The sequence below is a fragment of the Paraburkholderia bryophila genome (genome assembly GCF_003269035.1).
In the GTDB taxonomy this organism is placed as follows: domain Bacteria; phylum Pseudomonadota; class Gammaproteobacteria; order Burkholderiales; family Burkholderiaceae; genus Paraburkholderia; species Paraburkholderia bryophila.
This window is the reverse complement of the sequence record NZ_QLTK01000012.1, coordinates 46,586-65,961: the sequence shown is the minus strand read 5'-3', so window position 1 is coordinate 65,961 and position 19,376 is coordinate 46,586. Positions and strand designations below refer to the sequence as shown.

The window sequence follows — 19,376 nt, the reverse complement described above, 5'->3', positions numbered from 1 at the left end:
TGCGCCCCTTCTGTTTTTAACGCCCGCAGTTTTACTGCGGCTTCACTTCCTTCTGATCCCGCAACTGCGCGCTGAGCTGCTGATACTTGAGCCGCGCCGCCGGATCGCCCTGCGCCGCCGCCGCTGCGTAATACGCGCGCGCCACGTTCAGATTCTTCTCCACACCGTCGCCGCCACGCTCGTAGAACGAGCCGGCCACGTATTGCGCAGTCATGTCGCCGCCTTGCGCCGCCTTCTTGTACCAGACGAACGCCTGTCTGTTGTCGCGCTCGGTGCCGCGACCGTCGAGGAACTGGTTAGCCAGCGCCAACTCCGCCTGCACATGTCCCTGCTGCGCCGCTTTCAGAAACCAGCGGTGCGCTTCGACCGGATCGCGTCCGACGAACTCGCCATCGTCGTACATTTTGCCGTACACGTATTGCGCATGCGACATGTTGGCGTCGGCGGCTTTGCGCAGCCATTTCTTGCCTTCATCGACATTGGCCGTGGTGCCTTCGCCGTTGAGCAGCATCATGGCGTAGTTGAACTCGGCGAGCCGGCTGCCGCGCTCCGCCGCCTTGCGGAACTCGGTCAGCGCCGCGCCCAGATTGCCGGCGTTGTAGTCGGCAACCGCAGTCTGCGTCTCCGGATCGCTCGACTTCACGGCCCCGTCCGCCGCATGGGCCGTCACGCTCACCGCGCCACTCATGATCAACGCCGCGCTTACTGCCCATTTCACGACGACGCCCTGCACCTTCCCCTTCATAACCTCACCTCCTGCAGCGCCTGGCGAGTCGCGCGCAACATCCAGATGACGTCGGCGGCCAGAGCGATAAATCGAAAACCCGCATCGCGATGCTGCTTCGCACTCGCGACGTCCATGGAGAAAATACCGGTCGCAATGCCGGCTTTGTCGGCGGCGCTGACGATGCGCGCCATCGCCGCCTGCACGTCGGCGTGCTTCGAATCGCCGAGATGTCCGAGGCTCGCGGCCAGATCGGCCGGCCCGACGAACAGGCAATCGACGCCCGGCGTTGCCGCGATCTTTTCCACTTCCGCCAGGCCGCGCGCCGATTCGATCTGCACGATGGTCGCGATCTGAGCGTTGGCCGTCTGCACGTAATCGCGCCGCATGCCGTAGCCCGCCGCGCGCACCACGCCGGCGACGCCGCGCTGGCCGTCGAGCGCGTCGGCGGTCGGATATTGGGTGAGACGCACGGCGTGCGCGGCCTCTTCGGCAGATTCGATATTCGGGAACATCAGCGTGCGCGCGCCGGCATCCAGCACGCGTTTGACGAGCCACGCCTCGCTGGCGGGCACCCGCACCACCGGCTCGCTCGGCAGATGCGCGGCGGCGATCGCGCGCAATTGCGACGCGACGTCGCCACTGTCGTTCGGCGAATGCTCCATGTCGATCAGGAGCCAGTCGTAACCGGCGTGCGCGAGCGCTTCGGCCGCAGCGTCGCTACCGAGCGACAGCCATAGACCGAACAGCGGATCGGTTTCCTTCAGACGTTGCTTGAGAGGATTGGTGAAGGTGCTCATCGCCATGCTCCATGGCGATGGCGGTGACCAGACACCTCGCCTGAAACGCGGGACGGCATGCTGGCCGTGTGGGCCAGAGAAAGACCAGGGTTTGCGTTCAGGCGCGGATGGCCTGCGAGCCTGTTGCGACGCAATGCGGTGACCGGCATGTCTCGCTCCGTGTGGTTATCGGAGCGATCATACCGTGACAATAACGGGAGGGTTGGCGCGTGTCTCCGGCAGCCAGGCTACGGCGCCGCACGCGCCCGGCGCGATCAGTCGCGGACCACGTCGGCCCAGCAATTCGGCGTCTCGTACAGCCGCAGCTTGTGCAGGCGCAGGTTCACGCCGTAGTGCGCATCGTAGACGTTCGCAAGGATATCGAACGCGACGGCGGCCAGATTTTCCACCGTGGGAATGCGGTCGAGCACCACCGTCTTATGACCGGCCATGGTTTCCAGAAAGCCGCGCACTTGCGTATCGCCTTCGAAGACCAGAAAAGCGTGATCCCATTTGTCGACCAGATGCTCGTTGGCAAGCGACTTCACGTCGGCGAAGTCCATCACCATGCCGCGATCGGGCGCGCCTTCGGTGTCGACCAGATCGCCTTGCAGCGTGATTTCGAGCACATAGCGATGGCCGTGCAGATTACGGCACTGGCTGCGGTGATCGGGGATGCGGTGACCCGCGTCGAATTCGAGTTTTCGTGTAATCGTCAGCACGGCAAATCAGGGAATGTTCAGATACTTGTGGGTCTGCATCGACAGGCGCCATTGCGGATGGCGTTTACACCAGTCGATCGCGAGCTTCGTGTTGAGATCGCGCGACGGACCGTCCATCGGCTGGACGAGGAAATACTCGAAGTCGAGCTTCGCATACTCGGACAAGCGCTGGTTGTCCTGCGGAATCACGACCTTCAGTTCGTTGCCTTTGGTCACGACGAGCGGCGCGTCGGCCTTCGGGCTCACGCAGATCCAGTCGATCGTCTCGAGCACCGGCAGCGAGCCGTTGGTTTCGATGGCAATTTCGAAGCCGGCGGCATGCAGCGCGTCGACCAGCGGCGAATCGATCTGCAGCATCGGCTCGCCGCCCGTGCACACCACGAAACGTTCGCCCTCACCTTCCGGCCATTGCGACGCGATCATCTGCACGAGCTCTTCAGGCGTGCGGTACTTGCCGCCGTTCTCGCCATCGGTGCCGACGAAATCCGTATCGCAGAAGCGGCACACCGCGTCAGCGCGATCTTCTTCGCGGCCCGACCACAGATTGCAACCGGCGAACCGGCAGAACACGGCCGGACGCCCGGCATTCGCGCCCTCGCCTTGCAACGTGTAGAAGATTTCCTTGACCGCGTACGTCATGCTGCTTTCTGCCTTTGTGTTCCTGAAAATAGTTGCCTGAATTGCGTTACTGCGATGCTGGGTGCTGCGTTGGCGCGCCGTGCCGCCGACGCCCCAACCATTGAACCATCGACATCGACGTATCAAACCGGCGGCTCGGTGACCTTCTCGCCGGACAGATACGCTTCATACCCGCGCTTGCGCAGACGGCACGCCGGACACTCGCCACAGCCGAATCCCCACGCATGCAATTCGGAGCGTTCGCCGACGTAGCAAGTATGCGTTTCGACGCGTACCAGCTCGACCAGTTCGTCGCCGCCCAGCTCATGCGCAAGGCGCCAGGTGTCGGCCTTGTCGAGCCACATCAACGGCGTTTCGAGCAGGAAGCGCGTGTCCATGCCGAGGTTCAACGCGACCTGCAAGGCCTTCATCGTGTCGTCGCGGCAATCGGGGTAGCCCGAGAAATCCGTCTCGCACATACCGCCCACCAGCACCTGCAAACCGCGCCGATAAGCAATGGCCGCGGCGATCGTCATGAACATCAGATTGCGGCCCGGCACGAACGTGTTCGGCAAACCGTTGGCCGTGGCTTCGATCTCGATCTCGCGCGTCATGGCGGTATCGCTGATCGAACCGAGCACCGACAGGTCGATCATGTGATCGTCGCCGAGGCGGTCGGCCCATGCCGGAAATGCGCGTGTGACAGCGCCGCGAAATCCTTCCCGGCATTCGAGCTCGACGCGATGCCGCTGGCCATAATCGAAGCCAAGCGTCTCGACCGTGTCGTAGCGTTCGAGTGCCCAGGCGAGGCACGTGGCGGAATCCTGGCCGCCGGAAAACAGCACCAGAGCGCTACGTTTAGCGTCTTTGCGGATCACCGTGAAACTCCGTGAATGATGAGTGCCACGTCGCGCTGCGCGAGGTGCGCCATGCAAGCAACGCGGCGCGACGCGTGCCGGCACTGCTGCCGGCCCAAAGCAGTATAGGCGGCGCCTTCCGCATGCAGCGTCGCTGGGCGCTTATACCGTTAATCGTCGGGCGAAGGATTCGGCGGGTGTCGGCCTTGCGTTGGCGGCTCGGCCGCGTGGCAGTCAGGCCGCGGTACACGCGACACAATGATCGTGCAAGTCCTTGAACTGGCGCGATTTTATCACGCGATGCCAAACCTCGCCGCGCACCTGCCGGTGCATCGGAGCGGCAAGCCGAAGCAACGAGTGCCCGTCAGAAAAGGAAAAGCCCCAGGAATCTTGCGATTTCCTGGGGCTGAATCCTGGTGGCCTGGGACGGAATCGAACCATCGACACGCGGATTTTCAATCCGCTGCTCTACCAACTGAGCTACCGGGCCAACGAAGAACGAAATAATATCAAAGGGTCAGCAGCAGGGCAAGCCCCTTCTCGAAAAAATCTACGCGAATCGCATTCATCGCGCCGCGCACGAGATTCACTCGCCTTTGTTCTTGCCGAGATCGACGCCGAGCTGCTTGAGCTTGCGATACAGGTGCGTACGCTCGAGCCCGGTCTTCTCCGCGACGCGCGTCATGCTGCCGTTCTCGCGCGCGAGGTGATACTCGAAGTACGCGCGCTCGAACGCGTCGCGTGCGTCGCGCAGCGGAATGTCGAACGAGATCGAGGCGGTTTGCGCAGCCAGCGCGCCGCTGCCCATGCCGTCGGTGGAGAGCATCGGCAACGCGGCCGCCGAGGCCACCGCCGACGTACTCACCGGCAGCGCCGGCTTGGCCGCCGCGCCGCCCGGCGCACCCGCCGCATTGCCGCGCGCGAGGCCCTGCTCGACCGCCTTGAGCAGCTTCTGCAACGCGATCGGCTTCTCGAGAAAATTGAGTGCGCCGATCTTGGTCGCTTCGACTGCGGTATCGATCGTGGCGTGGCCGGACATCATGATCACCGGCATGGTCAACTGACCTTGCGCGGCCCATTCCTTGAGCAAGGTCACGCCGTCGGTGTCGGGCATCCAGATGTCGAGCAGCACCAGATCCGGCGCCTGACGCAAACGGAATTCGCGCGCTTCCTGCGCGTTTTCCGCGGCCTCCACGACATGCCCTTCGTCGCTCAGGATCTCCGAGAGCAATTCCCGGATGCCCATTTCATCATCTACCACCAGGATGGTTGCCATTTACGCTGCCCTTGTCTGCACTGTTGCTTTTGTCTTTCCCTGCGACGCACCACCGTGCGCCGGACGCGGCCCGGCTCCGGGCGCCGCGGCATCGTCTGCCAACTGAAGGAAGAGAATCGATATCTGCGCGCCTTCGATCACGTCGCCCGCTTTCATGCGATTGCGAATGTCGATGCGCGCGCCGTGTTCGTCGACGATCTTCTTGACCATCGCAAGACCCAGACCCGTACCTTTGGCCTTGGTCGTCACGTAAGGTTCGAATGCCCGTGTGAGGATACGCGCGGAGAAGCCCGGTCCGTTATCCGACACGGTCAGACGCACCGCGACATGGACCTTGCCTTCCGCGTCGGGGTCTCCGTATTCTACTGTCCTCGTTTCGAGCAGGACACGCGGATGCTCGAGCTCGGCTACCGCATCCTGCGCGTTCTGCAGCAGGTTGTGAATCACCTGGCGCAATTGCGTCGCGTCGCCGCGGATGGCCGGCAACGCGGCCAATTCCACCTGAATCGCGCCCTTGCCTTCTTCGATACCGTACAGCGTCAGCACTTCGCTGACCAGTTCGTTCAACTGCAAATGCGCAAGCACCGCCGGGGGCGTGCGCGCATAGTCACGGAAATTGTCGACCATCTGCTTCATCGCGGCGACCTGATTGACGATCGTGGTCGCGCCGCGCTTCAACACATCCGCATCCGACGGCGACAGCTTGTCCGCGAGCTTCATTTGCAAGCGCTCGGCGGAGAGCTGGATCGGCGTGAGCGGATTCTTGATCTCGTGCGCGAGGCGCCGCGCGACTTCGCCCCATGCGATCGAACGCTGGGCGGAGATCACGTCGGAAATATCGTCGAACACGACCACGTAGCCGGAGGTCTGCATGTCTTCGGCATCGCGGTCGGTGGCGGAGACGAGACGCGCGCCGCGCACCAGCAAAGTCAACGGTTCGGTTTCGCCCGGCACCTGAATCGAGAACTGCTGCTGCCAATGGCCGCGGTCGTCGTGACCGTCGCCGCTGGCCGCTTCCCGATCGGCGAACGCCTTGCGTACCATGCCGCCGAATTCGCTCAACACGCCGATCTGATCGAGCGCGGAACCCATGGTGGGCTGGAACGGCTGACGGAAAATCCGCTCGGCGCCGCGATTCGCGGTGGTGAGCCTGAACTGCCGGTCGAACACGAACACGCCGGCGGTCAGGTTCGCAAGAATGCTCTCCAGATACGCCTTGGAATGTTCGAGCGCGATGCGATTGTTCTCGACCGCCGCGCGCGCTTCCGACAACTGCCGCGTCATCGCGTTGAACGACTGCGTGAGGAAGCCCAGTTCGTCGCGCGATTTGATTTCGCGCTTCGGCGTGTAGTCGCCCTCGGTCACTTCCTTGGTGCCCTGCGCGAGCAGGAACAACGGCCGCGCCAACTGGTTGCCGAGCGCCAGCGCCAGCATCATCGCGATGAAGGTGGCGAGGAACAGTGCGAGTGTCAGCGTGCCGATATACATCTTGCGCAGACCGGTGCGGCCCAGCGCCTTCTCCTGATATTCGCGATAGGCGCGCTGCACCGCATCCGCATTACGCGCGAGCGAAGGCGACACTGGCTGCGTGAGTTGCAGGAAACGTTCGGTAGGTTGCAGCAGCGCGGCACTCGAATCGGGAATGCGCTGCACGATGCGCAGCCGCAAAGCACCCTTGCTGCCATGTTCATTCGGATCGCCGTCGACTTCGCCTTCGATCGCCGCATAACCGCGGCCGCGCGCCTGATCGATCATCAGCGGCGTGGGCAGATCGTTCGGCACCAGCGTCGCGTAGTTGCTCGAGGCTTGCGCGACGACGTGCATGTCCGGCGTCGCGCCCGACATGCTGCGCGTGGGCTCGACGATCGTCGCGTCCTGCACGCCGAACTGATCGCGCAGGCGCAGCAGCGTCAGCGTGGTGCCGGCGGCATCCGCGCTCGCGATCTGCTCGGACATTAGCCGACCCTTGGTCTGCAGATCGGACAGCGACGCGTCGAGCATGCCGCGCCCGAGATTCAGGCCCGACGTGAGCGCGGTTTCGACATTCACGTCGAACCACGATTCGATACTGCGCGACACGAATTGATACGAGACGACGTAAATGATCCCGCCCGGCACCACGCCGACCAGCGCCATGAAGAACGCGAGTTTGGCCAGCAGCCGGGTGCCGAACTTACCCTTTCTGAGCCGCGCGATGATGATGATGACGAGCGTCGTCACCACCAGCAGAAAGATCATCGCGACCACGAGGTTGGCCGCGTACAACCACTGGTAATAGCGGTCGAAGAATTCGGTATTCGCGCTGGCGGCCGCGAGCAGCACGAGCAGCAGCACGGCCGTGACGGCGACCGTCGACACCAGCACGCGCACGACGATGCTGCTGACACTGGTGGTTTGGCGCACTTTATTTAGCACGTTCGGTCACCGTGAAGGTAAAACGCTTCCACTCGGACGACAGGCTCCAGTCGCGGTTATTCACCGCGTCGATCTGGAACGGCTTGGGCATCAGCGCGATGTCGAGCTGCATGCGCACCGACGCGTTGTACGTCTCGCCGGCATGCACGTCGTTACGGTCGATCACATGCCACGACGTGACGTGTTTGATCACCGCAAGCGCGTCTTTCAACGTCTGGAAGCCGAGTTGCAGGCCGCCGGACGACACGCTCGACACCCGGTATTCGCGCGTGAGCGGCTGGAACGACAGGCGAATGCTTTGCGACACGCTGACCGGTTGCTCGTCGAACCAGTACCAGCGCGGCCGGCTCAATTCGAAATCCGTCGTGAAGTAAAGCGGAATGCCTTTATTGATCGCGTCTTCGAGGTTGCTGTTCAGGTCGAAGTCGAAACGCGCGTCGAGATTCCAGCCGGTATTGTCCGATTGCAGCGATGCGCGCTGCACCGCGATCGGGTCGGCGTGCACCATGCCCGGTGCGGCGAGCCAGACGGCCAGCGCGATCCAGAACACGGCAGCGAGCCGAAGCGGGAAGAAGCGTTTGATGGTCACCGTTTCTGAAAGCGCGCGTAGAAAAATCCGTCGTGGTCTGAGTTCGCACCGGCGCGCTCTTCAACGAGTTGTCCGGCAAGGGAACCGGCCGAGGTGTCGGCGGGCGCGCGGGCGACTGAAGGCAGCAGTTGCCCCGGCGCGTCCAATCGTACCGCATCCTGGTACTTGTCTCCAAACCACTGCGCCTGTAACTCGCCTTCTTCGGGGAAGATCGAACACGTAACGTAGAGCAACTCGCCGCCAGCTTTCACGAGCGGCCACAACGCGTCGAGAATACGACGTTGTTCGGCGACCAGCGCGGGAATATCCGACGCGCGACGCAACCAGCGAATATCCGGGTGACGCCGCACGATGCCCGAGGCCGAGCACGGCACGTCGGCGAGAATGCGGTCGAACGGCTGGTCGAGGTCGTCGTGCCACTGCGCGGGCGCGCCGGCGTCGCCGATACGCACTTCCGCTTCGAGCTTGAGCCGCTGCAAGTTTTCGCCGATGCGCCGCGCGCGCGACGCATCGCTTTCGAGCGCGACGAGTTGAAGATTGGCGAGTTCGAGCAGATGGCCGGTCTTGCCGCCGGGTGCCGCGCAGGCGTCGAGTACGCGCATGCCGTCACGCACGTTGAGCAGTGGCGCGGCAAGTTGCGCGCCGGCGTCCTGCACCGAGACGACGCCCTCGTTGAAACCGGGAATCCGGTCCACCGGCATCGGCGTGGCGAGCTTGACGGCGTAGTCGCCGGCCTGGCTCGCGGGAAGGTGATGGTTCTGCAGCACGTGCAGATAGGCGTCGACCGTCGAGTGACGGGCGTTCACGCGCAGTGTGAGCGGGCCTTGCGTATTGCCGGCGGCGAGCACCGTCTGCCAGGCGTCGGGCCAGGCGCGTTTCACTGCGTCGATCCACCACGACGGGTAGTTCCAGCGGGCCACTTCGTCGGCTTGCGCAGCGGCGAGCAACGTCTCGCGCTCACGCAGGAAACTGCGCAGCACCGCGTTGACGAGTCCCTTGGCAAACGCGAATTCGCGACGCGCGCTGATGGCGCCGACCGCCTGATCGACCACTGTGAACGGCGTGTACGCGGCGCTCGCTTCGTCGTCGACGAGCAGCGCGAACGCGCAGGCAAGCACATGGCCGACGTGCGGCGGCGGCGCTTTCTTGACCAGCTTCGCGATCAACCATTCGGCGGTCGCCAGACGCCGCATCGTGCGATACGCGATGTCCTGCACCGCGCCGCGCGCGGCGGCGGCACTGCCTTCCGGCGCGGAAACGAAGACGGCTTGCAGCGCAGCCGGCAAAGCCGCGCCGAGACGCACGGCACCGATCGCCTGGCCCGCGCAGTCGAGCGCGAACGCAAGCGATTCGGGCGCAAGGTGCAGCATCGACAAACGGGATTCGCGCGGTCGCGCCGATTGGGAAGCAGAACGCGAAGAAGGCTTTGGGGTCATGAAGAAGGCAAAGACAGGCCGCACGGTACGCGCGACACGAACAGCACACATTGTAGCGTGGCGGGCGTGGCGGCCCGCCGCTCGTGCCGCGCACAGGCATTTGGCCGTGGCCTCGAATAAAAAAGGCGAGTCCATGGACTCGCCTTTCATCGCAGCGCATAGGCGCCGCGCGGTGTTACTCGAAGCGCCCCGTGCGCGCCATTTCCATCAAACGCGCGACACGCTCTTCAGTGGCCGGGTGCGTGGAAAACAGATTGGCGATGCCGCCACCCGACAACGGATTCATGATCATCATCTGCGCGGTGGCCGGATGCTGCTCGGCCACCGGGAACGGAATGCCGCTTGCGTAGCGATGAATCTTGTCGAGCGCCGAAGCAAGCGCTTGCGGGTCACCCGAAATTTGCGCGCCGCCACGATCCGCTTCGAATTCACGCGCGCGCGAAATCGCCATCTGGATCAGCGCACCGGAGATCGGCGCCAGCAGCGCGACCGCGATACCCGCGATCGGGTTCGTGGGACGGCCGTTTTCGTCGCGGCTGCCGAAGAACATGGCGAAGTTGGCCAGCGCGGAAATCGCGCCTGCCATGGTGGCCGACACCGTCGAGATCAGAATGTCGCGGTGCTTCACGTGCGCCAGTTCGTGCGCCATCACGCCACGCATTTCACGCTCGGACAGCACGCGCAGAATGCCGGTGGTTGCGGCAACCGCCGCGTGCTCGGGGTTACGGCCCGTGGCGAACGCGTTTGGCGCGTCTTCGTTGATCAGGTAGACGCGCGGCATCGGCAAATTGGCGCGCGTGGCCAGTTCGCGAACCATGCGATAGAACTGCGGCGCGCTGGTTTCGTCGACTTCCTGCGCGTTGTACATGCGCAGCACCATCTTGTCCGAGAACCAGTACGAAAAGAAATTCATACCCAGCGCGATCACGAGCGCGATCATCATGCCGCGCGACCCACCGATCATGCCGCCGATCACGATGAAAAGGGCCGTGATCGCGGCCATCAACATCGCGGTTTTGACCCAATTGAACATGTCTGCTACTCCTTGCCCTAACGCGGGATTCATATCTAAGCCACATCATGCGGCGCCTGATTGTAAGCGTATTGTTAGATATGGGCTCGCGCGGAAAATTCAATCATCTTGATGCGGTGGCCAGCTTGATGCCCAAGCCGACAAAGGCGCTGCCGACACCGCGATCCAGCCATTTCTTCAGCGACTGTCGCCCGGAGAAACGCTTTGTCACGCTACCGGCGATCCAGGCGATGAAACTGTTCCAAATCATGCTCATCACCACGAACACGACGCCGAGGGTGAGGAATGCAAACGCTTTGTGGTCGCTGCCGGCCGTCACGAATTGCGGAAAGAACGACACGAAGAACAGCACCACCTTGGGGTTCAGCACATTGGTCCAGAAGCCTTGCAGGAACAACTGCCGCAACGACTTGGCGCCGCCGGCCGCGCGCGCTTCGCCTGCGGCCTGGTCCACTGCCGGTTTGGCCAGAAGCAGTCGCACACCGAGATACATCAGATAAAAAGCGCCGACAAACTTGATGACGGTGAACGCGGTGGCCGAGGCGGCCAGCAGAGCGGTCAGGCCGAACGCGCAGGCGAGCGAATGGACGCAGCAGCCTGCCGAGATGCCGAGCGCGGACATCAATCCCGCGCCCCGACCCTGTGCGACGCTGCGACCGACGATATAAGCGGTATCCGGACCGGGCGTCACGTTCAACAGAAAGACCGCGACGATGAAAAATTCGAAATGGGTGATGCCGAACATGAAAATCCTCGAAACGGGGGGGACCGCATGAAGGATTCTAACGCGCGGCAGGGTCGCGGCGGAGGCCTCGAGCATCGGCCGAACGGACGATGTTCAAGGACCCTGCGCGCCTGTTATTTTGCTTCGGGGAGTTGAAAACGCTGACCTGCAGCCAGCGTCGAGCCGGCCAGGAATTCGCGCACCGGCAGACGTTTGCCGCCGGGTTTCTGCAACTGCGTGAGACGCAGCGCGCCTTCGCCGCAGGCTACCAGCACGCCTTCGGCGGACACTTCGGTGATCGCGCCGGGCGCGCTGGCGCCCTGTGCGCTGGCGGCAATCACGGGAACCGCTGCCCAGAGCTTGATCGAAGTGCCGTCTTCCAGCGTGCCTAGGCCGCCGGGGAACGGGTCGAATGCACGCACCTGGCGCGCGAGGACCTTCGCCGGGCGGCGCCAGTCGAGCGCGGCTTCCTGCTTGCCGATCTTTTCGGCATAAGTCACGCCGTCCGCCGGTTGCGGCGTGGCGGCCAGCTTGCCGCTGCGCTCAAGCTCGATCAGCGCCTCGACGATCAGCTTTGCGCCGTCTTGCGCCAGACGGTCGTGCAGCGTGGCCGTGGTGTCGTCGCCGGTAATGGCGGTGCGAGCCTCGGAGATCATCGCGCCGGTGTCGAGGCCGACGTCCATCTGCATCAGCGTGATGCCGGTTTCGGCGTCGCCCGCTTCGATCGCGCGGTGAATTGGTGCGGCGCCGCGCCAGCGCGGCAGCAGCGAAGCGTGAATGTTGATGCAGCCCAGCCGCGGAATATCGAGCACTTCCTGCGGCAGGATCAGACCGTAGGCGGCCACGACCATCACGTCGTGCGGCGTGGCGCGCAGTTGCTCGATCGCGGCAGCGGCCTCTTCGGGATACTTGCCGGCGCGGCGCAGCGAAGGCGGCTGGGCAACAGCCAGCGCGTGCTCCTCGGCGTAGCGCTTGACCGGGCTTGCCTGCAATTTCATGCCGCGCCCCGCAGGCCGATCCGGCTGGGTGAGCACGAGCGGCACCGGAAAGCCGGCGCCGTGGATCGCGGCCAGTGCGGCCGCAGCGAACTCCGGCGTACCGGCAAAGATGACGCGCAACGAATGACTCATGAACGGGAACGGGTGGCGAGGTGAACGCGCATTACATGGCGTGAGCGAGCTTTTTCATCTTGCTCTTGATGCGCGTCTGCTTGAGCGACGACAGGTACTCGACGAACACGCGGCCCATCAGGTGATCCATTTCGTGCTGGATGCACACCGCGAGCAGACCCTCGCAGTCCAGTTCGAAGGTTTCGCCCTTCTCGTTCAACGCGCGCACGCGCACCTGCTCGGCGCGCTCGACGTTGTCGTAAATACCCGGCACCGACAGGCAACCCTCTTCCGACAGCTTTCTTTCGTCGCTCGACCAGATGATTTCCGGATTGATGAAGGCGAGCAGTTCGTTGTGATCGTCCGACACGTCGATCACGATCACGCGCTCGTGCACGTCGACCTGGGTGGCGGCAAGACCGACGCCGGGCGCCGCATACATGGTTTCAGCCATGTCTTTGACCAGGCGGCGAATGCGGTCGTTGACCGCTTCGACCGGCTTCGCCACCTTGTGCAGCCGTTTGTCCGGGTAATTGAGGATGTTCAGTAAAGCCATGATCTTGAGTGTGTTTTTAGGCGCCGCCAGCCGTTGTGAGGCCCGCGTTAGCCGTTCGGCCAGGTTGTGGACGCGCCGCGTTACGCACACGATAGATGCTGTCGAACCGGTTCGATTCAACGCGCCGTGTGCGTTAGACGACGAGCCCGCGCGGGTGGGCGCGGCGCTGCAGTTATTTCGGATGATGAAAATTTTAGCATGGCGCCCGCCTGCCCGCTGGCCCTGCAGGAGGATCGACTCGCAATGCACAGCTTGCCTGCAACCGATTTCGAAATCGCCGCCTGGCTGCGGCTTTCGCTCGCGCCCGGTCTGAAACCGGCGGCGCTGCGCCTGTTGTTGACCGCTTTTGGACTGCCGGAAGCGATATTCGACGAAACCCAGGCCGCGCTGGCGGCGGTCGCCGGCGAGGCCGCGGCGCGCGCGGCGTTGGCGCCGGCCGGTCCGGAATTCGACGCCCAGCTCGACGCCGTGCTCGCCTGGCGCGACCTGCCCGGCAATCAGGTCGTCATGCTCGACGACCCCGCTTACCCGCCGGCGCTGCTGACCATGCCCGATCCGCCGCCGTTGCTATATATAAAGGGCCGGCTGGATCTGCTGCATACGCGAGCGGTGGCGCTGGTGGGCAGTCGTAGCGCAACGCCGCAAGGCGTCGAAGATGCGGAGCGGTTCGCACGGGCGTTGTCGGCGGCCGGGGTGACCATCGTGTCGGGGCTGGCGCTCGGCATCGACGGGGCCGCGCATCGGGGCGCCCTGCAAGGCGTGGGGGGCACCGTCGCCGTGATCGGCACCGGCGCGGATCTGGTGTACCCGTCGGCACATCACGCGCTGGCGCGGCAGATCGCGGTGCAGGGCGCCATTCTCTCGGAATGGCCGCTCGGCACGCCCGCGCGCGCCGCCAACTTCCCGCAGCGCAATCGACTGATTGCCGGATTGGTCAGCGGCGTCGTGATCGTAGAGGCGGCGATGCGCTCCGGCTCGCTGATTACCGCGCGGTTGGCCAACGAAATGGGGCGCGACATCTTTGCGTTGCCGGGATCGATTCACGCGCCGCTGTCGCGAGGCTGTCACCGGATGATCAAGCAAGGGGCCAGGCTGGTGGAGACGCCGGACGAAATACTGGAAGACCTCGGCTTCACGCAGCGGCCGGCCGTCAAGGCAGGCTCGGCGGCATCGCTGCACACGCTTTTTGGCGAAAGCGTCGAACCGCCGAAGGCGCCTGCTCACCCCGCGGGGCCCTCAGCGGCGGAACACGCGGCAACCCGCGAAGACGCCGCGCGCGCGGTCACACAGGCCGCGGCGTCATCTGCGCAAACGCCGACCGCCGAGGCCCAGCAACTTCTCGCCGCGCTCGGCCATTCCCCCACCACGCTTGAAATTCTTGCCGCCCGCACCGAGATGGGGGACACCGCGTTACAAACCACCTTGCTGCAACTCGAACTCGCCGGCCAGGTGACCATGCTGCCCGGCGGCCGGTTCATGCGGGCAAGCCACGAGCGACCTCGCCTTGACCAGGGTTGATCACTTTCGCGGATCGACCATGCTACATTCGCGCCAAAGCACTCGACAAAGTACGTAAGGAACCACCATGCCCGCGCTGAACCTCGACACCGACCAAGACCGGATCGCCGAGCGCGTCAACGAGCCCGACACGCTGTTCGTTGCCTGCCTGTGCGCGGAGTGGTGCGGAACCTGTCGCGATTATCGGGAAGCGTTCGACAAACTGGCCGATCGTCACCCGGATATCTGTTTCGCATGGATCGACATTGAAACCCATGCGGACCGGTTCGACGATCTCGACGTCGAGAATTTTCCGACCATCCTGATCGAAGACTCAGTTACGACACGGTTCTTCGGCACGGTATTGCCACAGGCGGCGATTGTGGAGCGGATGTTGTCGGACCTGACGGCGGTGCCCGGCGTCAAAGGCGCGCCGAAATTGCGGCCGGCGCTTCAGGTAGCCTGATGGGCCAGCCGGAAACCGCCTTGCCGGACCTTGCGGCACGGGCGTTGCGGGCAGGTCACGGCGCGTTTTCCATAACTTGCCCGAGCGCGAAGCGTGCAATTATGATGGCGCGCTTTTATGGCACTTGACACGTCGCCTTCGCGGCGTGTGCTATAAAGCGGTCGTTAATGGGTCGCAAAGGTCGCAAACGAGGGTCGCGCGAATAACGGCGCACTCAAGGCCATCAACCCGGATCTACCAACCTCACATCGAGTCATGTCCAAAGCACTGATCATCGCCGAAAAGCCTTCCGTCGCGAACGACATCGCGAAGGCTTTGGGCGGCTTTACCAAGCATGACGAATACTACGAAAGCGACGACTACGTCCTTTCCTCGGCAGTCGGCCACCTGCTGGAAATCGCCGCGCCCGAAGACTATGAAGTCAAGCGCGGCAAGTGGAGTTTCGCCAATCTGCCCGTCATTCCGCCGCATTTCGACCTGAATCCCATCGCCAAGAGCGAGTCGCGCCTGAAGGTGCTGACCAAGCTGCTCAAACGCAAAGACGTCGACCGTCTGATCAACGCATGTGACGCGGGGCGCGAGGGCGAGCTGATTTTCCGCCTGATCGCGCAGCACGCAAAAGCCAAACAGCCGGTGCAGCGCCTGTGGCTGCAGTCCATGACGGCCGGCTCGATCCGCGACGGCTTCGCCCGTCTGCGTAGCGATGAAGAGATGCAGCCGCTGGCCGACGCCGCGCGTTGCCGCTCGGAAGCCGACTGGCTGGTCGGCATCAACGGCACGCGGGCCATGACCGCGTTCAATAGCAAGGGCGGTGGCTTCTTCCTGACCACGGTCGGGCGGGTGCAGACGCCGACGCTGTCGATCGTGGTCGAGCGCGAAGAAAAGATTCGCCGCTTCGTGCCGCGCGACTATTGGGAAGTGAAGGCGGAGTTCGTGTGCGCGGCCGGTTTCTACGAAGGCCGCTGGTTCGATCCGAAATTCAAGCGCGACGAGTTCGATCCGGAAAAACGCGATTCGCGGCTGTGGGCGCTGCCTGCGGCCGAAACGATCGTTGCCGCCTGCCGTGGCCAGATCGGCAAGGTCAGCGAGGAATCGAAGCCGTCCACGCAACTCTCGCCGGCACTGTTCGACCTGACCAGCTTGCAGCGCGAGGCCAACGGCCGCTTCGGCTTCTCCGCGAAGAACACGCTGGGCCTCGCCCAGGCGCTGTACGAAAAGCACAAGGTCCTGACGTATCCCCGTACCGACGCGCGCGCGCTGCCGGAAGACTATATGGATACGGTCAAAGACACGCTCGGCATGCTCAAGGAGAGCAACAACTATCTGCCGTTCGCCAAGCAGGTATTGGACAAGGGTTGGGTGAAACCGAACAAGCGTATCTTCGATAACTCGAAGATCAGCGATCACTTCGCAATCATCCCGACGGCGCAGGCGCCGAAGAACCTGTCCGAGCCGGAACAGAAGCTTTACGACCTGGTCGTGAAGCGATTCCTGTCGGTGTTTTTCCCGGCCGCCGAGTATCGCGTGACGACACGCGTCACGGAAGTGGTCGGTCATCACTTCAAGACGGAAGGCAAGGTGCTGGTCGAGCCGGGCTGGTTGCAGGTCTACGGCCGCGAAATCAGCGGCGAAGACGCGAACCTCGTGCCGGTGCAGAAGGACGAGAAGGTCAAGACCGACAAGATCGCCGCCCAGCAACTGGTGACGAAGCCGCCTGCACGCTACAACGAAGCGACTTTGCTGTCGGCCATGGAAGGCGCGGGCAAACTCGTCGAAGACGACGAACTGCGCGAAGCGATGGCGGCCAAGGGGCTCGGTACGCCGGCCACGCGCGCCGCGATTATCGAAGGCCTGCTCGGCGAAAAGTATCTGATCCGCGAAGGCCGCGATCTGATCCCGACCGCCAAGGCTTTCCAGCTGATGACGCTGCTGCGCGGCCTCGGCGTGAAAGAGCTGACCGCGCCGGAGTTGACCGGCGAATGGGAATACAAACTCTCGCAAATGGAACGCGGCAACCTGCCGCGCGACGCGTTCATGCAGGAAATCGCCCGCATGACGCAGACCATCGTCAAGCGCGCGAAGGAATACGATTCCGACACGATCCCGGGTGACTACGCGACGTTAGAAACGCCGTGTCCGAATTGCGGCGGTCAGGTGAAGGAAAACTACCGGCGCTTCGCCTGCTCGAAGTGCGAGTTCTCCATCTCGAAGATTCCGGGTGGACGCCAGTTCGAAATTCCGGAAGTCGAAGAGCTGCTGCAGAACAAGACGATCGGACCGCTGTCGGGTTTCCGCAGCAAGATGGGCCGACCGTTCTCGGCGATCCTGAAGCTGTCGCTCGACGACGAGATCAAAAACTACAAGCTCGAGTTCGACTTCGGTCAGGATTCTGGCGGCGAAGACGGCGAACCGCCTGACTTCTCCGACCAGCAGTCCGTCGGCGCGTGTCCGAAGTGCAAGGGCCGCGTGTTCGAGCACGGCATGAGCTACGTCTGCGAGAATTCGGTCGCGAATCCGAAGACCTGCGACTTCCGTTCGGGCAAGGTGATCCTGCAGCAGGAAATGTCCCGCGAACAGATGGCGAAGCTGCTCGAAGAAGGTCGCACGGACCTGCTGACGAACTTCAAGTCGTCGCGCACTGGCCGTAACTTCAAGGCGTTCCTCGTCAAGCAGAACGACGGCAAGATCGGCTTCGAGTTCGAGAAGAAGGAACCATCCGCCAAGACTGCGGCGAAAACCGCGGCGGCGAAGTCGGCTGCCAAAACGGCGCCGGATTCGGAGTCGGACGACGACGAAGGATCTGTCGCGGTGAAGGCCGTGCCGGCCGCCAAAAAAGTCGCGGCGAAGAAAGCGCCTGCAGCGAAGAAGGCGGCCACTAAAACGGCCGCAGCGGCGAAGAAAGCACCGGCCAGGAAAACCGTAGCGCGTAAAACCGGCTCCTGATCCGGAGCGCCAAGGCTGGAGGCGGCGTTTGCTTCCAGCCAGCCTGACTCATGGATTCAGATTCGCCAGGTTTCCGACATGCCACGTAAAAAAAGGCGCAGTCACATAAAGTGACTGCGCCTTTTTCTTTGTCCACCGGAACGCGGCTACTGCACGCCGCCTCCGGTTTCCGAGCCTGATCGATCCACTCGCACTTACAGCGGCGACAGAACCGTCGGTCGCGTACGGGTGGCCGTCTTGCCCAATGTCGTGGTCGGGATCGGGGATAACTCGCTGTCCAGCAGGCGAGACAGCGGCTCTGCGCCGTCGAATGCTTCCGGCGGCATAGGGTCCGTCGATTCGAACGCCGACGCCGTGTCGGGCCGTCCAAGGCCGTCCTTGATCCACTGTTCGCCGAGCAGGCTGTTCGGCGTCTGGCTGAAATGCTCGACCAGATGATCGATGAACGTGCGGACCTTCGCCGGCAAGTGACGGCGGCTCGGATACGCAATGTTGATCTCGACCTGCGGCAAACGATAATCGCCGAGCAAGCGCACCAGTCGGCCACGCGTCATGTCGCGGCCGATCAGATAGCTCGGCAGAATCGCGATGCCCATGCCGAGCAACGCGAACTGCCGCAGCATTTCCGTGTTGTTCGCCACGATCACGTTCGACGGCCGTACGCGCACCTCGCCTTCCGGGCCCGTGAACACACGCTCGTCGCCCCAATACTCGGACGGCAAGCTCAGGCACGGATGCTCCAGCAGGTGCTCGGGACGCGTCGGCGTACCGTGCTTCTCGAGATAAGCCGGCGTGGCGCACACCGTCATGCAACCCGTGGTGAGACGCCGCGTGACGATGCTCGCGCTGCGCATCTGCCGCGCGATCACCACGCCCACGTCGAAACCTTCTTCGACCAGGTCGACCTGACGATCGACCAGCGTGACATCGGGAATGACTTTCGGGTAACGCTCCGCGTACGTTTGCAGCACGGGCGCAAGGTTGTGCAACCCGAACACCACCGGCGCGACGATTCTCAGCGTACCAACGGGTTCGTGATTGCGCGCCACCACCATCTGCTCGACGTCTTCCAGTTCGTCGAGAATCTGGCGCGCGCGTTCGAGATAAACCTGACCCGATTCGGTCAGAGACAAGCTGCGGGTGGTGCGATTGAGCAGCCGCGTACCAAGACGACCTTCGAGGTCGGCAACGTGACGGGTGGCAACTGCGTTGGAAATATCCATCGCGCTCGCAGCGCGGGCAAAACTGCCGAGATCCGCCACTCTGACGAAAACTCGCATCGACTGCAAATGATCCATAAGACAACTCCTGCCGTGTTACGGCTTCCTGGCAATCGGTGAAAACCAGCGAAGCGAACTTGGAATTCTCCTACGACTCGCGAAATCGTGCAGAAGTTGCCCGCGAAAGCGGAAATATTGTCGATTTTTGTGCGACTGTCCCCACCAATGTGGGGCATGACCACTCATTATTCCTAGAAAAGAAACAATCTGCTGCAATGCAGCTTGCACTGTCTTTTTTGTTCGAACAGACGTAATGATCGTTCCGACGTTGCGGAATCGGAAAAATCGAGCTGGAGAAGGCATCAGACAAAGAAAAACCGCCCGAAGGCGGCTCTCCATGCGAAGTGAATGC

18 protein-coding genes and 1 tRNA gene are annotated in these 19,376 nt (G+C 63.2%); 4 read left to right on the top strand and 15 right to left on the bottom strand.

Annotation, left to right across the window (positions count from 1 at the left end; genetic code table 11):
* Window positions 1–31: 31 nt before the first annotated feature.
* The 14 genes from BX591_RS18655 to def all read right to left on the bottom strand — a co-directional run bounded on the left by BX591_RS18655 (window position 32) and on the right by def (window position 12,838).
* The gene (locus BX591_RS18655) at window positions 32–745 is read right to left on the bottom strand and encodes a tetratricopeptide repeat protein (RefSeq protein ID WP_111932847.1); all 714 of its coding nucleotides are present in this window, start codon (window positions 743–745) and stop codon (window positions 32–34) included.
* Entirely contained in the window at window positions 742–1,524 is a 783-nt protein-coding gene (locus tag BX591_RS18650; RefSeq protein WP_111932846.1) for an HpcH/HpaI aldolase family protein, read from the bottom strand. Before BX591_RS18650 ends, BX591_RS18655 begins: the two co-directional genes overlap by 4 nt.
* Window positions 1,525–1,778: 254 nt before the next feature.
* A complete protein-coding gene (queD, locus tag BX591_RS18645; protein WP_111932928.1) occupies window positions 1,779–2,222 on the bottom strand; it encodes a 6-carboxytetrahydropterin synthase QueD in 444 nt (147 codons plus the stop codon).
* A gap of 9 nt (window positions 2,223–2,231) precedes the next feature.
* Window positions 2,232–2,864, bottom strand: a complete 633-nt coding sequence (queE, locus tag BX591_RS18640) for a 7-carboxy-7-deazaguanine synthase (RefSeq protein WP_111932845.1) — start codon at window positions 2,862–2,864, stop codon at window positions 2,232–2,234.
* A 122-nt stretch (window positions 2,865–2,986) separates the two neighbouring features.
* Window positions 2,987–3,721 (bottom strand): 7-cyano-7-deazaguanine synthase QueC, encoded by a 735-nt coding sequence (gene queC / locus BX591_RS18635; RefSeq protein ID WP_111932844.1) that lies wholly within the window; start codon window positions 3,719–3,721, stop codon window positions 2,987–2,989.
* Between the two features lie 393 nt (window positions 3,722–4,114).
* Window positions 4,115–4,190: transfer RNA gene (locus tag BX591_RS18630), tRNA-Phe, on the bottom strand.
* 96 nt (window positions 4,191–4,286) lie between these two features.
* Complete coding sequence (gene esaR, locus BX591_RS18625; protein ID WP_111932843.1) at window positions 4,287–4,976, bottom strand: response regulator transcription factor EsaR; 690 nt, start codon at window positions 4,974–4,976, stop codon at window positions 4,287–4,289.
* On the bottom strand, window positions 4,977–7,391 hold the full coding sequence (locus tag BX591_RS18620) for a sensor histidine kinase (protein ID WP_111932842.1): 2,415 nt from the start codon (window positions 7,389–7,391) through the stop codon (window positions 4,977–4,979). It lies immediately after the preceding gene.
* Window positions 7,381–7,980 carry a DUF4390 domain-containing protein gene (locus BX591_RS18615; protein WP_111932841.1) on the bottom strand — a complete coding sequence of 200 codons (600 nt, stop codon included), beginning with the start codon at window positions 7,978–7,980 and terminating at the stop codon, window positions 7,381–7,383. Before BX591_RS18615 ends, BX591_RS18620 begins: the two co-directional genes overlap by 11 nt.
* The gene (gene rsmB / locus BX591_RS18610; protein WP_111932840.1) at window positions 7,977–9,416 is read right to left on the bottom strand and encodes a 16S rRNA (cytosine(967)-C(5))-methyltransferase RsmB; all 1,440 of its coding nucleotides are present in this window, start codon (window positions 9,414–9,416) and stop codon (window positions 7,977–7,979) included. The genes BX591_RS18615 and rsmB overlap by 4 nt, the downstream gene beginning before the upstream one ends.
* 175 nt (window positions 9,417–9,591) lie before the next feature.
* Window positions 9,592–10,449 (bottom strand): zinc metalloprotease HtpX, encoded by an 858-nt coding sequence (gene htpX / locus BX591_RS18605; protein ID WP_111932839.1) that lies wholly within the window; start codon window positions 10,447–10,449, stop codon window positions 9,592–9,594.
* Window positions 10,450–10,552: 103 nt separating this feature from the next.
* Window positions 10,553–11,194 (bottom strand): LysE family translocator, encoded by a 642-nt coding sequence (locus tag BX591_RS18600; protein ID WP_111932838.1) that lies wholly within the window; start codon window positions 11,192–11,194, stop codon window positions 10,553–10,555.
* Between the two features lie 113 nt (window positions 11,195–11,307).
* Window positions 11,308–12,303, bottom strand: a complete 996-nt coding sequence (gene fmt / locus BX591_RS18595) for a methionyl-tRNA formyltransferase (RefSeq protein ID WP_111932837.1) — start codon at window positions 12,301–12,303, stop codon at window positions 11,308–11,310.
* A 31-nt stretch (window positions 12,304–12,334) separates the two neighbouring features.
* Window positions 12,335–12,838 carry a peptide deformylase gene (gene def, locus BX591_RS18590; protein WP_111932836.1) on the bottom strand — a complete coding sequence of 168 codons (504 nt, stop codon included), beginning with the start codon at window positions 12,836–12,838 and terminating at the stop codon, window positions 12,335–12,337.
* 243 nt (window positions 12,839–13,081) lie between these two features.
* Between def and dprA the strand changes: the two genes are divergently transcribed.
* The 3 genes from dprA to BX591_RS18575 all read left to right on the top strand — a co-directional run bounded on the left by dprA (window position 13,082) and on the right by BX591_RS18575 (window position 17,744).
* Complete coding sequence (dprA, locus tag BX591_RS18585; RefSeq protein ID WP_111932835.1) at window positions 13,082–14,356, top strand: DNA-processing protein DprA; 1,275 nt, start codon at window positions 13,082–13,084, stop codon at window positions 14,354–14,356.
* Window positions 14,357–14,423: 67 nt separating this feature from the next.
* The gene (locus BX591_RS18580) at window positions 14,424–14,801 is read left to right on the top strand and encodes a thioredoxin family protein (protein ID WP_111932834.1); all 378 of its coding nucleotides are present in this window, start codon (window positions 14,424–14,426) and stop codon (window positions 14,799–14,801) included.
* Between the two features lie 255 nt (window positions 14,802–15,056).
* The gene (locus BX591_RS18575) at window positions 15,057–17,744 is read left to right on the top strand and encodes a DNA topoisomerase III (protein WP_111932833.1); all 2,688 of its coding nucleotides are present in this window, start codon (window positions 15,057–15,059) and stop codon (window positions 17,742–17,744) included.
* A 194-nt stretch (window positions 17,745–17,938) separates the two neighbouring features.
* On the opposite strand, the gene BX591_RS18570 is transcribed toward BX591_RS18575, so the two are convergent.
* Window positions 17,939–19,042 carry a LysR family transcriptional regulator gene (locus BX591_RS18570; RefSeq protein WP_111932832.1) on the bottom strand — a complete coding sequence of 368 codons (1,104 nt, stop codon included), beginning with the start codon at window positions 19,040–19,042 and terminating at the stop codon, window positions 17,939–17,941.
* A 38-nt stretch (window positions 19,043–19,080) separates the two neighbouring features.
* Between BX591_RS18570 and BX591_RS36140 the strand changes: the two genes are divergently transcribed.
* Window positions 19,081–19,278 carry a hypothetical protein gene (locus tag BX591_RS36140; protein ID WP_146749784.1) on the top strand — a complete coding sequence of 66 codons (198 nt, stop codon included), beginning with the start codon at window positions 19,081–19,083 and terminating at the stop codon, window positions 19,276–19,278.
* Window positions 19,279–19,376 lie beyond the last annotated feature (98 nt).

Excerpts from the sequence above, each read along its gene's own strand:
- fmt (WP_111932837.1), bottom strand. The coding sequence starts at position 12,303 with ATGAGTCATTCGTTGCGCGTCATCTTTGCCGGTACGCCGGAGTTCGCT.
- BX591_RS18575 (WP_111932833.1), top strand. The coding sequence starts at position 15,057 with ATGTCCAAAGCACTGATCATCGCCGAAAAGCCTTCCGTCGCGAACGAC.
- BX591_RS18650 (WP_111932846.1), bottom strand. The coding sequence starts at position 1,524 with ATGAGCACCTTCACCAATCCTCTCAAGCAACGTCTGAAGGAAACCGAT.
- rsmB (WP_111932840.1), bottom strand. The coding sequence starts at position 9,416 with ATGACCCCAAAGCCTTCTTCGCGTTCTGCTTCCCAATCGGCGCGACCG.
- htpX (WP_111932839.1), bottom strand. The coding sequence starts at position 10,449 with ATGTTCAATTGGGTCAAAACCGCGATGTTGATGGCCGCGATCACGGCC.
- def (WP_111932836.1), bottom strand. The coding sequence starts at position 12,838 with ATGGCTTTACTGAACATCCTCAATTACCCGGACAAACGGCTGCACAAG.
- BX591_RS18655 (WP_111932847.1), bottom strand. The coding sequence starts at position 745 with ATGAAGGGGAAGGTGCAGGGCGTCGTCGTGAAATGGGCAGTAAGCGCG.
- esaR (WP_111932843.1), bottom strand. The coding sequence starts at position 4,976 with ATGGCAACCATCCTGGTGGTAGATGATGAAATGGGCATCCGGGAATTG.
- BX591_RS18600 (WP_111932838.1), bottom strand. The coding sequence starts at position 11,194 with ATGTTCGGCATCACCCATTTCGAATTTTTCATCGTCGCGGTCTTTCTG.
- BX591_RS18570 (WP_111932832.1), bottom strand. The coding sequence starts at position 19,042 with ATGGATCATTTGCAGTCGATGCGAGTTTTCGTCAGAGTGGCGGATCTC.
- queE (WP_111932845.1), bottom strand. The coding sequence starts at position 2,864 with ATGACGTACGCGGTCAAGGAAATCTTCTACACGTTGCAAGGCGAGGGC.
- dprA (WP_111932835.1), top strand. The coding sequence starts at position 13,082 with ATGCACAGCTTGCCTGCAACCGATTTCGAAATCGCCGCCTGGCTGCGG.
- BX591_RS18580 (WP_111932834.1), top strand. The coding sequence starts at position 14,424 with ATGCCCGCGCTGAACCTCGACACCGACCAAGACCGGATCGCCGAGCGC.